Source organism: Anabaena sp. FACHB-1391 (assembly GCF_014696755.1).
GTDB lineage: Bacteria > Cyanobacteriota > Cyanobacteriia > Cyanobacteriales > Nostocaceae > Dolichospermum > Dolichospermum planctonicum.
Window position 1 is genome coordinate 21,027 of record NZ_JACJQS010000018.1, and the last position, 13,431, is coordinate 34,457.

8 protein-coding genes are annotated in these 13,431 nt (G+C 37.1%); all 8 read right to left on the reverse strand.

The window, feature by feature from the left end; genetic code table 11:
- Positions 1-121: 121 nt before the first annotated feature.
- On the reverse strand, positions 122-4,879 hold the full coding sequence (locus tag H6F62_RS10625; protein WP_190372008.1) for a MupA/Atu3671 family FMN-dependent luciferase-like monooxygenase: 4,758 nt from the start codon (positions 4,877-4,879) through the stop codon (positions 122-124).
- A gap of 15 nt (positions 4,880-4,894) precedes the next feature.
- The gene (locus H6F62_RS10630) at positions 4,895-5,572 is read right to left on the reverse strand and encodes an acetyltransferase (RefSeq protein WP_137907081.1); all 678 of its coding nucleotides are present in this window, start codon (positions 5,570-5,572) and stop codon (positions 4,895-4,897) included.
- Positions 5,573-5,614: 42 nt separating this feature from the next.
- Positions 5,615-6,271 (reverse strand): sugar transferase, encoded by a 657-nt coding sequence (locus H6F62_RS10635; RefSeq protein WP_137907082.1) that lies wholly within the window; start codon positions 6,269-6,271, stop codon positions 5,615-5,617.
- Between the two features lie 143 nt (positions 6,272-6,414).
- Positions 6,415-8,262 carry an FN3 associated domain-containing protein gene (locus H6F62_RS10640; protein WP_137907083.1) on the reverse strand — a complete coding sequence of 616 codons (1,848 nt, stop codon included), beginning with the start codon at positions 8,260-8,262 and terminating at the stop codon, positions 6,415-6,417.
- A 33-nt stretch (positions 8,263-8,295) separates the two neighbouring features.
- Positions 8,296-9,441 (reverse strand): glycosyltransferase family 4 protein, encoded by a 1,146-nt coding sequence (locus tag H6F62_RS10645; protein ID WP_137907084.1) that lies wholly within the window; start codon positions 9,439-9,441, stop codon positions 8,296-8,298.
- A gap of 36 nt (positions 9,442-9,477) precedes the next feature.
- A complete protein-coding gene (locus tag H6F62_RS10650) occupies positions 9,478-10,683 on the reverse strand; it encodes a glycosyltransferase family 4 protein (RefSeq protein WP_190372009.1) in 1,206 nt (401 codons plus the stop codon).
- Positions 10,684-10,700: 17 nt separating this feature from the next.
- Entirely contained in the window at positions 10,701-11,852 is a 1,152-nt protein-coding gene (locus H6F62_RS10655; protein WP_137907086.1) for a glycosyltransferase, read from the reverse strand.
- A 28-nt stretch (positions 11,853-11,880) separates the two neighbouring features.
- Positions 11,881-13,428: a hypothetical protein gene (locus H6F62_RS10660; RefSeq protein ID WP_190372010.1), complete on the reverse strand. Its 1,548-nt coding sequence runs from the start codon at positions 13,426-13,428 to the stop codon at positions 11,881-11,883.
- Positions 13,429-13,431: the final 3 nt, after the last annotated feature.

Below are 13,431 nucleotides of genomic sequence, written 5' to 3' on the forward strand. Positions count from 1 at the left end.
ATCGAGAATCAAAAAAAATAAGTTTGTCAATTCAGAAATTCGGATTTTAGATTTTAGATTGAATAGGAGTCAACCCAAAATCTAAAATATCAAATGATCAGCCTATATTAATGGCAATAATTTATCTGGATATTCCCACCATCTCCACTTTTTCATGACGGGATTTATTGGCACAGATTTGACCCCAATGTTGTGAACTGGATTGATTTGCGGACTTAGCCATAATCTGCCCAGAAATGTCGATTATAGTTGGAGCTTGAAACAAAGTAATCAAGGGTAAATCTACATTAAATACCGAACGAATTTCCCCAATTAATCTCACAGCAACTAGGGAATTACCTCCCAAATCAAAGAAGTTATCTTGAGTTCCCACGGTGGAAATCTGAAGCACTTTTTGCCAGATTTCTATCAGAGTTTGTTCAAGATGATTTTGGGGTATTATGGTACTTACAGTATCTCCAGTCACAGACGCTAACATGGGAGCAGGTAAGGCCTTGCGGTCAACTTTATGGTTGGGAGTCAGGGGAAACGTCTCCAGAACAACAAAGTTAGAAGGAACCATATACTCAGGTAAGTGGGAAAGTAAGTATTCTCGAATAGTTGTATGAGATGGTTTTTGTCCTGGTTGGGGACGGATATAGGCTACAAGTCGCTTATCTCCTGGGATATCTTCACGAACAATAATTACAGCTTCTTGTACTGCTTCATGTCGGCTTAAAATTGTCTCAATTTCTCCCAATTCAATCCGATGTCCGCGTATTTTTACTTGAAAATCTATACGTCCTAAAAAGTCTAGATTACCATTTTTGCGGTAGCGAACTAAATCCCCAGTTCGGTATAAACGGGCGTTAGTGTCCCCACTAAAAGGATGGGGGATAAATCTTGACTGAGTTAACTCTGGTCTGTTTAAATATCCGCGCGTCACCCCTTGACCGCCAATATATAGCTCACCAGCCATACCAACAGGCACAGGTTGCTGATTATTGTCCAGAACGTATAACTCAGTATTGGCAATAGGACGACCCAGGGGAACAACTCCATTGACTTGAGTTAAAGTATGGGTTGCAGACCAAACAGTGGTTTCTGTTGGACCATACATATTATGAATCTGTCCGGGAATTATCTGCTGAAGTTCTTTTGCTAAAGCTTCGGTAAAAGCCTCACCACCTATCATTAAATTAGATAACTGTGATAAAGCCTGGCGGTTCGGGGTGTCTGCAATCAGTAAACTAGCCATAGAAGGAGTACATTGCAGATGTGTCACCTGATGACTCTTAATCAAATCGGCTACGGATTCAGTGGTAGGTTGAGAGGCGATTCGTGTTTTCAATTCATCCAGTAGCGGTAACTGAGATAGCACCGTATCCGTATCCACACCATAATCAATCAGACAAGAAATTTCGTTAACACCGATGGCTTTAATTCGATCTACCATCTGTACACAGGTATCCACTGTTCCAAATAAACTACTAGTTTCAAAGTAGCGTTCAAAGGAGAAATCTAGTACCTCACTCATATCTGGGTCAGACAAATGGGACACCGAAAACTGTCCCTTCTCATTCGTGGTTTTCTGCTTGAATGTGGGGAAAGACCAGGCCGCAAGCTTGATTAAATCCAAAGAACTGGCCAAGTATTGCCGCATTGGCTGCCGCACAAGTTCCTTCACTTCTTCCTTACTTTCCCCTACATAAGTATGTATCATCAAGCTGACAATTCCCTCGCCAGTATGTCCATTCTCTGTATAAGCTTGACGATAAATGGCAATTTTGGCCGCTAATTCCTCTAAACTTTGTCCCAGTAAGTGAGTTAAAATATTAAAGCCCTTAGCTCCCGCCTCACGAAAGGTCTCTGGGTTACCTGCGGCTGTGATCCAGATTGGCAGTGTCGGTTGAACGGGGCGAGGTAGGGTTTGCACAAAAAACCTTTCTCCCTTTCCGTTCGTAAGCTCAAGGCTTTCTCCCCGCCAAAGTGCCTGTACCTCTTCTATTTGCTCAAACATGATTTCCTTGCGGTTGGCAAATCTATCGGGATACAGCGCGAAATCGTTGGGTTGCCAACCAGCGGCAAAAGATATGCCTACTCGACCATTGGAGAGATTATCTACTAAAGACCAATCTTCCGCCAGACGAATTGTGTTATGTAGTGGAGAAACACAGCTACCAGCCCGGATTTGGATATCTTTAGTGATGGTAGCGATCGCCGCACTACTGACCACCGGATTGGGGAATAAGCCACCAAAAGCGTGAAAATGACGTTCCGGAGTCCAAACTGCTTTAAACCCATGAGCATCGGCAAATTTAGCCCCTTCTAGTAATAAGCGATATTTGTCCGCAGCATCTTCACCCTTCTCATGGCTAGAAAAATAGAAAAGACTAAAATCTATGGATTTAGAGCGATTTTGCCGTTTTAAACTGGCGGCAGTAGCAGGTTTCCGCTCTGCTTTGGGGTTATAAATTACTACTTTAAATCCCCGTGCCAGAGTCCAAAAGAGTTCTAAGACTGAAATATCAAAAGACAAACTGGTTACAGCTAACCATACTCCCGGTGGTTCATGGTTAATTACCCCATCCATTCCCGTGAAAAAATTAAGCACATTTCTATGTTCTACCATCACACCCTTGGGTTTTCCCGTGGAGCCAGAGGTGTAGATGACATAACTGAGGTTTTCTGGTTTAACTTCTGTATGGGGATTCGTCGTCGGTTGTTGGCTAAATTCTTCCCTGATTCCATCAATGGGAATAATCCTGCAGGAGCAACCCCCCGTAGTTGCCCTTTCCGCCGTAGTTGCTACTAAGTTGGTTAAGATGATGGGTGCTTGGGAATCTTCTACCATGAAAGCCAAACGCTCTTGAGGAAAATCAGGGTCTAGGGGAAGATAAGCCCCTCCAGCCTTATGAATTGCTAATAACCCGATCATCATTTCTAGCGATCGCTCCATCAGCAAACCCACCAACACATCAGGTCCAACTCCCTGTAAAATTAAGTAATGCGCTAGTTGGTTAGCTTGTGTGTTTAATTCCCGATAAGTTAATTGTTGTTCTTGAAAAACCACAGCAATAGCATCAGGAGTCCGCTCTACTTGTTGAGCAAATAAATCATGAATACATTTATCTGCGGGGAAAGGTTGTGCAGTCTGATTCCATTCTTCTAAAATCTGCTGTTGTTGGCTGAGGTTAAGAATTGGTAAATTATCTAAAGATTGTTCGGGATGTTCTAAACAAGCAGAGATAAAAACCTCAAGTTGTTGGACAATTTGCCTAGAGTCCGCATCACTCAATTCCCCCTTATGTACCAACTCACTGTAACTCCCATCTTCATAAGCCACAAAGGCCATAGAAGCATTCATAAAATCCCAGTCAGCCAAATCTTTTAAAGCATCGGGAGCAGGAACAGATGCGATCGCCACAGGAAAGATTTTCGGCAACCACGGGTAGGGGCAAACGGCTGTTCGCCCCCTAGAAAAAAGATTCCGCCCGTATTCCGTATCCTGTAATTCAGGATAACGTCCTAATAGTGTATGTCTAAAACTACCTAAGTGATTTATGTAATCTAAATCCGCTGATAATCGCCCTTGAAAATCACTAAAAGACTCTTCCTTTTCAAATTTCACACGCAAAGGAACTATTTGCGAAAACAATTCAGGAGCAATACCGCGCTGAGATTCCGTTTGTAGTCCTAAATCAAATTCCCCACTTGATTCTGTCGCTAATCGCACACAATAAGCCGCAAACATCACCAGTAGATTTTTTGGTTCTACAGGTGCATTGGACAAAATATGATAACGTTGAAGCTGGGGTGATGAAAACTCTGGTAATTGATGGGATATTTCTCGCCCTAAATAGGGATGTTGAAAAGGCGTAAACCTTGTCAACCTTTCAACCCAAAATTGTTCATAACGAGATAAAGCAATATTCCGCTGACTAATTGCCTTTTTGGTTTCCGTGTCAATTACAGGTAAAACATCACCAACCCGCACACCATAATATTGTTGCAACTCTTGAAAAGAAATGTCCTTTCCATTTAATGTTTTTAAATTACCAAATTGCACTGCCCCGTCTATAGTAGCAATACTAATTCCTTCCGCATTTAAAATCAGAACTTGTCCAGGCGTTCCATGTTCAGATATGATTGGCCGGGCAGAACTGACGACGACAACCCCTCCTGGTAGCCAGATTTTAGGTTGACCTAATTCATTGCGATAACCTGCCTGGCCTAGCCATACTGGACCAAAATCCAGGGCCCTAACTAAATTGCAAATATCTTTACTGCTGACATCATAAGATATTAGGGAAACCGGACGATGTTCATAACCAAAATAAGTTCGTTGGGATAAATCCTGGGGTATTGGTTCAACATTACCAGCGATTAATTCTGCTGTGAGTTCATCAAAAGAAGCGATCGCAGCATCAAAGCAACTAATATTTAAAGTAAAGGCCGTATCATCTGGACGAATTGGCACTATTTTTTGTTTAAAAATAGGACCAGCATCAACTTGGGTAACGACTTGATGCCAAGTGACAGCGTGTTGGGTTTCACCGTTTAGTAATGCCCAGGAAGTTGCGTATAAACCAGCGTATTTTGGTAGTGGGGCATCATGATAATTGATAGTCGCTTTTTTTGCTCTAGCAATTACATTTTTGGGAATAATCCATTGAACATTATTAATACTAAAAAGATAGTCATATTCAACATTCATAAGTCTTTTGTGAAAAATATTGCGAGAACTTATGTAGTCAATTCCATGACTTTCACACCATGCTTGTAATGAATTATCTGGCGAATATACTCCTAATAATTGGCAATTTTTGAGCAATAAAAGTTCTAAACAATTGATAGATAGAGTCCCATTACCAACAACAAAACAGGAAAACCCGGTCATAAATTATTCTCTCCCTTAAATATGGATAAGATTGCTAGGAACTTGAAATTTTGGAGTTTCTCCTGGAGAGTAAACTGCTTGATCTTCGGTATTGGTAAGAATTATTGACCCTGCACCAATAATATTTTCTTTGCCAATATTTATGGCATTTCTGATAGTAGCATTCATGCCGATAAAACTGTACTCTCCTACCATTACTCTTCCACCAAGGACAACATGAGAAGCAAGAAAACAATGATTATTAATTATCGAATGATGTCCAATATGATTACCACCAGCGAGAATACAATTATCACCAATAATAACTTGAGGTTCTATGATACTATTCTCTAAAATCAAGCAGTTTTCACCTACAGATATATTATGATGATTCCTAGGTCGCGCTTCGCTATCAGCTTTAGAACTGATATAAGAAATAAAACCATATCCTCTCTTTTTAGCATCATAGTATTTTTCTGCCCGCAACTTATTTAATCTTTCATAACCGAGAGGAATAAACAACTTATATTCAGTAGGTGGATAATATTTTTCAAGTTTTTCATAAGCCACAACTGGTAAATCATGGAAACTTTCTGATGTAATGTGAGATTCATCAACCGTAAACGCGATTAATTGATGATCTGAATCATGCTTGAGATAAAAGTAAATACTTTCTGCAAAAAAACCGTTTCCAAAAATAACAACTTTGTCCATAAAATTACCATCCTTGATTTGCCAAAAAAACTTAATACTTATTTATTGCTGACCTTTAAAATCCGGCGCAGTTGCATATCCTTCCTGACTGATATTTTCACGCTTCAGGACTTTCCAAAATGTTAATAGAAGAATTTTCAAATCTAGCCAAAGATTCCAATTGTCAATATACCAAATATCCAAGTTAAACTTTGTTTCCCAGCTAATAGCATTACGACCATTAATTTGGGCTAGTCCTGTGATTCCTGGTAAAACATCGTGACGACGAGCTTGTTCAGGAGTATAAAGTTCAAGATATTGCACACGCAAAGGACGTGGACCCACAAAACTCATATCACCCTTAAAAACATTCCACAATTGAGGAAGTTCATCTAAGCTGGTTTTGCGGATAAAATCACCAAAGGATGTTAAGCGTTTTTCGTCAGATAATAAATTACCTTTTTCGTCCTTTTCATTAGTCATGGTGCGGAATTTATAGAAGTTAAAAATCCGCGCATTTTTACCTGGACGGGGTTGGATAAATAAAACTGGACTCCCCATACGCAAATAAATAGCACCTGCTACAATTATCAGAATAGGAAAAAGAAAAATTATGCCGATAAAAGCGACAAATCTATCTAATACTAATTTGATAAATCTGCTAATCCATCTTAGGTAAGATTGATTATAATTCCTAGTTTGTGATTCGCTATTTCCCATGTTTTTCTACTCTGTTAATCTTATAAATCCTGATTCAGACATTTATATTCTTCTTTGCGTCTTTGCACATTTGCGCGAAACAAAACCCTTATTAAAAATATAGCGAAAATACAAAAGATAATATAGCCATATTGTCAATACCTTTAATCATTATCCTTAATTGTATAAGTATATAAATTTTTATTCCCTAATTTGGCATTAACTGTCTGATAAAGCTTAATTTTGATAGTCTCATTATTTTCTTTTTGATCATCATTAATAATTGGTATTGGTAAATATTTGTACTGTTCTCCAGCTTTAAATGTCAACTGACCATTTCCTAATTTATAATCTATACCATCATTCTTGGCTGTACCCCCTACAACTGAATAATTAACAGTTACCGTTTTCCCACTCATGTAATTTAGTTTTACTAGGGGATAATCCATATTTAAAAATTCACTTCCACTTGCTGCACTTACATGAAATTCCACTTGCGGTAATTTATTGGTCATACTATAATAAGTACTTGATATCAAACTTGTAGACCCATTTGGAGTAAACACTTTAGCTTTTACCATAGCACTTTTAGTTAGTTTAATCGGACTAATATAAATTCGAGAATTTTGATTTGGTTCGCTATTATCAAGAGTATATCTAATAGTTGCATTGGGTATTTTACTCTCGATATTAACAAGAACTTCACCCGTGATCATCCCTTCTTGAACTGGACTAATCACAGGTTTCTCGGCTCTGACTTGTGGACTAAAAACTACATATTTTGCTGTTTTATCTTGAATGACAATTCTTGTTACTGGACGATGATCTTCGTCAAAATATTTCTTCCCTGATTTTAATTTTATGGTTTGCGTTTTTCCCGTGAGATTAAAATATATAATTCCTCCTTCATAACTTCTTGAATAAAGACGATATCCTTGACTTTTATTTATTTCCTGTTGGTCTGTTGCTGGAGAAGTTGGATTACCCAAAGCATTTTTAATTTCTATATATCGTTTTGGATCAATCTCTTGACTTTGATCATTATCCATACTTAAAAATCGATTTTCTCCACCAAAAATTAAATACCCAAGGTACATATCATGAATAAGTTCATCTCGGTCGTGTGTATGAGGTTGATAAATTTGTACTTTGTTGGTCGCAAAATTTTTCATTCGCAAATAAATTTGATAAATTTTATCTCTAGCATAATTTCCATCTTGATTATATATCTCACCAAGAAAATCTTCTAAAATAACTCCATCTGTATTCGCAAATATTTGATTATACTGAGTTTCATCAGCAATACTCCCTTCATTACAAATAATTTTAATATCGGGTGCTAATTCTTTAACTCGTTTGAAAAAATACTTGACAGATTGTAAAAAATCCTGATTATTTTGGGGAAATGGTTTCTCCCATTTAACGTTATTTATAAAATTATTTTTTTCGTCAAATACACCATATAAACTGTAATTAAAAGCGCAGTTATCCAGTCCTAACCAAATATTTTGATAGGAATTTTTTTGTAGTTTATTACGGACATATTTTTTAATAAAGAAATTTATATAACGCTCATCAGCAAAATTCACACCTTGAGCTTTTTCTTTTGACAACCATTCAAAAATTACAGGTTTTCTTTGATTTTTATACCTAGCAGTAATCCATAATGGTGGATGATTTTGATTTAATTCGTCAGTTTCATATTCCTTTAATTCAGCATAGGGAAAATAAGCATATTTATTTTCATCTTGAGAATGAAAGTGTTGAAAACGACCCTGAATTCCTCTAATAGCTTCTTGATTCATGGCTTCAAAACTATCATAATGAGCTAATCCTATATAAGCTCCAACTTTTGACCAATCATCATTATAAGGAAATACATAGTAAAATCCTCTTTCGTTATTAATAACTTTTCTTGTTGCTAACGCAGATAAGTTTTGTGGAAATACTCCATTTTGGAAAACTATAAAAATGCAGATAACAATAGCTAATAATACCGGATATTTCTTCATAATTATTGCAGATTTTCTAATCTTCGTGAATCACTATAAGTTTGGTGTCTGAACTTGGGTGTATAAGGTTGTGTGCATGTTAATAATTTGGTTTATGTCATAATTAGCTATTATTTCTCGTCCTTTTTTACTGATAATTATCGCTTTTTCTGGATGATCTAATATCCATGTCATTGCTTTTGTTATTCCTGCTATATCACCCACTTCTACAAGTAAACCACATCCATTTTCTAATAAGTCTCTCGTTCCGCGAATATTTGTACCAATTACTGGAGTTTCTAAGGACATAGCTTCCATTACACATCTGGGTAAACCTTCTTGTTCGGAAACTAAAATGGTGGCTGCTGCGGTACGCATTAAAATGGGAATATCTCGACGTATTCCTAAAAATCGGACTTGATTTTGAATATTTAATTTCATTGCTAACTGCTGCATTTCCTCCATTAATATTCCATCTCCAGCAAAAACTAAACAGGTTTCAGGTCTGTTTAAATTAGAGTATGCTTTTAAAATATCTGACAATCTTTTTCGGGGAATAAATTCAGCTACTGATAACAGCAATTTAGTGTTTGCTGTTAGTCCTAATTCTTGACGTAATTTCTCAATATCTTCTAAAGAAATAGAATCAGCTTTATAATATTGCAAATTTACGCCAATTCCTGGCATATAATTAAGCCGTTCTGATGAGACAAGTTTGTATTTTTGAGCCGCTGCTTGATCTTCACGATTAATCACTACTAAATAGTCCGTCCAATACCCAGCTAATTTTTCTAAAGCTAGAAAGAAAGCATTTTTTAAAGCTTTACCTCCTTGGTAGAAATGAAAACCATGAGCTGTATAAATGACTTTTGTATTAAGTCGCTTTTTCAGTTTTTTTAAAGCATAGCGAGTCACGAAAGCTGCTACTGGTGTGTGAACATGAACTATATCATATTTCTCTTTTTCAACTATTTTCTGAATAATCTGAGGAGCAGCTATTAAATTCAATGGATTTAGGGGATTTCTTGACCATTCTATATCCCACACTTGATCAAATGCTGCTAAACATTGAGCATTTGCACTGATTCCCCGTGCCATTGCATCTACTTTCCAACCATGAGCGCGGAAATGTTCAACAAAAGGTAAAAGAAAAGCATTAATAGTGCTAGGAATTGTTGTTACTATTAAAATTTTATTCATTTTTATTTAGAGTTTGTTTAGAGGTTGATAGATAATTTAGAAGGATTTTGTCTGGCTTGATAACCATGTCTGCGTTTGTTCTCTGACATGACTGTAGAATTTAATTCGGCGTTTTTGCAAAATATCTTCTCTGTAATTTTTGGCTTTTTCTAAATTGGAAATTGACATATTTCCTAAACGGTATGGGTTGGTGACAACTTCCCGGATTTTATGTGCCAGTGCTATGTGACAACCAGGGTTAACCATATCCTCCTCTGGTAATAATTCGGGAATACCCCCTACATTTGAGCCAATACAAGGTAGCCCCCGCGCCATGGCTTCGATCATGGCTTTTGGTAAGCCTTCCTGGTATGATGGGAGAACGAAAAGATCCCCTTTATCCAATTGCTCAATTACTTGCTCTCTGGTTGATAAATATCCGCAAAATGTGACTCGCTTATTTATACCTTTTTCCGCTGCTAATGTTTGCAATTCTCTTTTGTATTTACCATCTCCTACCCAAATTAGTTGTAGATCTAACCCTTCTTGTACACAAACTGCAATGGCTTTAATTAAGATATCTGGTGCTTTATACAGTTGAGCCAATGTACCTACGCTAACCAGCGTAAATGATTTTATACCTGTTCTTGGTTCTCGCGGTGCAGCCGCAAAGGCTGAATTGGGTAAATCAATACTGGAAAAATAAGTGGAAAATGCGCCATTTTTCGGCGGATATCGCTTTTGTAATGAGTATTCTGTTACATAAGCAGCAGCCGTAGCATTGGCGGTATGACGTTGTAATTGCCACGTTGACCATCTCCGAAAAACTGCTCTTAAAGGATGCTTATAAGCACCAGGGGCAAAAACATCATAAGGATCATTAACTACTTCTATCCCATAAGGTCTTGAAGATGCTAAACACCGCCAGACAATTCCACCAATATCACAGGATAAACGCATTTGTACGGCTTTCGTATTTGCTAACGCAGCGATCGCAGTTTTTTTGATGTAAGTATAGTTTTTTACTAATCCTGATCCGCCTTGATAGTCGGGTAAGGGTATCGCTTTGATTCCTTGTCCTGAAGCTTGATTCCAGCCGGATGGTGGTAATTGATACGGTTTTGCTCGTGCCAAGATTTTAACTTCATCGTATACGTCTAAATATCGAGACCAGAAGTGATAATCTAATGATTGATTTGGAGTCCACAGCATACCATCACTTGTTATCGCAAAGCGGGCGCTGGCTGTTACTAATACATCCATTTTTTTGGGCTTAATTTTTATATTTTGATTGGGCAATTATGGTAAATTTCTATTAGTTTTTTGGTACTATTTTCCGTGGAATATTTACTTTTTATCCAGGTTCTTCCAGCCTGAGCAAGTTCCTGAGCATATTGGCGATTATTGATGATTTCAATTGTTGATTTAGCCATGCCTTCTAGGTCTTCTACTTCATGTAAAATCCCTGTTTCTCGATCTTTGACCGCTTCTATTAAACCGGGTATTTTTGAACCAACAATTGGCAATCCCGCTGCATTGGCTTCAAGAGAAACTACTGGTAATCCTTCATGAAAAGAGGGAAATAAAAAAACGTTAGTACAAGTCATTAATGCCGGAATATCGTCACGCAGTCCGAGTAGCTTAACTGCATTTATAAGTCCAAGTTTGGTGATATTTTCTGTAATTAATCCTCGTAATGGACCTTCTCCTACTAACAAAAGTTTGGCTGTAGGAATCTTTTCTACAACTTTTTGGAATATAGAAAGTAATCCTAAATGATTTTTTTGTTCTATTAATCTTCCTACATGAAGAATAATCGGGGTATCTTCAGTCCAACCAAAAGAATTACGCAACTCTTTGCATTTTTCAGGTGTTGCTAAATCGGGAATATTCACACCATAATTTAAAACAAGACCAGAATTTTTTATGTTTTGATCAAAACTCGTCAAACTATCAATTACTCCTTGAGAACAACCTGTGACTAAATGAGAATTTTCCAATGCGTAGCGAATACTAAATTTTGCGTAAATTGACCGTAATTGTCGAATGACAAAACGACGAGTTAATGGTGTTTGGGGAGTAAAAAATTTCGTATTATGAAAGGAGGTAATCACGGGGATTCCTAATTCATTACCTAGCCAAGTGCCAAGACCACTATAAGTTTCTAAATGGTTATGGAGAATCTGGTAATTTCCCTCTATGATAATCCGTTTTAAGTTGTCAATAAAGCCAAAATGAGCAAAATTTAATTGACAATGAAATACTTTTGCACCTAATTCTTCTGCAATATTTGCTAATGCACCTACATTTTGTCCTTTACAACAGAAATCCATCTCATATTGGTTTCTGGGAATTTCTCGCAGCATAGAAAGTAGCCACATTTCAATTCCACCTCTATTTAAACTGCTAATTAAATGAAGAATCTTTAACATAGGTAATTGCTAATGGGTAATTGGTCATTTAGTTGTAAAGGGGAGTTTGTTCCCTTTCGTTGATCAGAGGAGAGTGAGGGAGGAGTATTTTTCTTTCAGAACTGCTAAAAATTACTAGAGAAGGAACACCACCGACAGTGATTAAAAAATATATAAGATTATCCAAGTCACCTATCAAAATTGTAAAACTGAAATTGATTAACATTGGTAGCAACAGTAAGCGAGTATCTCCTTTTAAATACCCCGCCAAAGAACGTTGAATAGATCCTACAACTACCCCCAGAAAAATATAAGAAAAAGGTACAGCAAAAGGTCCAAAATTTAGCATTATTTCTCCAGCAATTCCGTAAACTTTGGAGGATACCCACACACCAGGAACATAAGAACCCATACCATAAAGCAGGTCTGTTCCTTCTTTGGATTTATTCGGCGGTTTTTCGGGGAAAGGCCAAAGTTGTTGGGGAATTAAAATAGTAAATGCTGAATAATAAGTTCTCCCCCAACCATATTGGTAATCACTATCATCGTCCATTAATCTATATAGCATATAAGCATGAACGTCGGTTCTGCCTAAATCTCCTAATAATAAGTTCTCCCAAGTTCTCCCATTTTCTGCTGTGTATTCTTCCCTGGCTTCTGCTCCCTCTAAGGCAGTTTGAAATCCTTCAGTTCCCCCTGATTTTAAAAATCCATAAAAGTACATGAAAAATATGAAGAATATCATGCCCATGAGGATTTGTTTTTTATTAATTTTCTTCAGCCAAAAATGAATCATTCCCGCTGCCCAAAATAATGCCCATATTGTATTACTACGACTACCCCGCAAGCCACCAAATAGTAATTTAATTACAAAAAATATGACCAGAACTGTAATCAATACAGGCCATGTTTGTAATCTTTTTTTGTCTTTAGCATAGACTGCAAATGCCATCATTGCTAAATTGGGAAAACTTTCACAAATCATTAATAACCAACCTTGTCCTACTCCGGCTTCGGTTTGTTTATCTGCAAAAGCATTGATATAACCAATTAACCCTCCATACTGGCTATAAACTAATATTTGTAAAACTAAACAAACAATTAGTCCTATCCCCACAATTAAAGGAAAACGTTGTTTATTAATCATCCAAACTGTTTTTTGATTTCTCTTTTGATTAATTGATTTTTCCTGGAAAAACCCAGAGAAATCTATATTTCTAGAAATGCGATAAAGTAAAATACCTAATAAGTTCAGAATTGCCATTCCACCTACCCAGGGTCGCCAGTCTGGGGGTGGTATTAAATCACTACTTAACCAATTATTCCAACTAACATGAAGTAGGGGTGCTAAAAAGAAAAAATGAACACCTAATAAACCCATAACGCCTACGGGAGAAAAGATATTCAAGCGCCCCCGAAACCATTGCACAGCGTCAATACCAATCACAATTCCACTCAATGTTACTGGAATAATAAACCAGTGTAAAAATTGATTTGTAGTTGGCAGAAATCCTAGCAATATGATGAGACAAAGGAAAACGGAAATTATTAAACTATCAGGATAAATTGTTTTCCTGTGAAGGGGCTGTTGATTCATAAA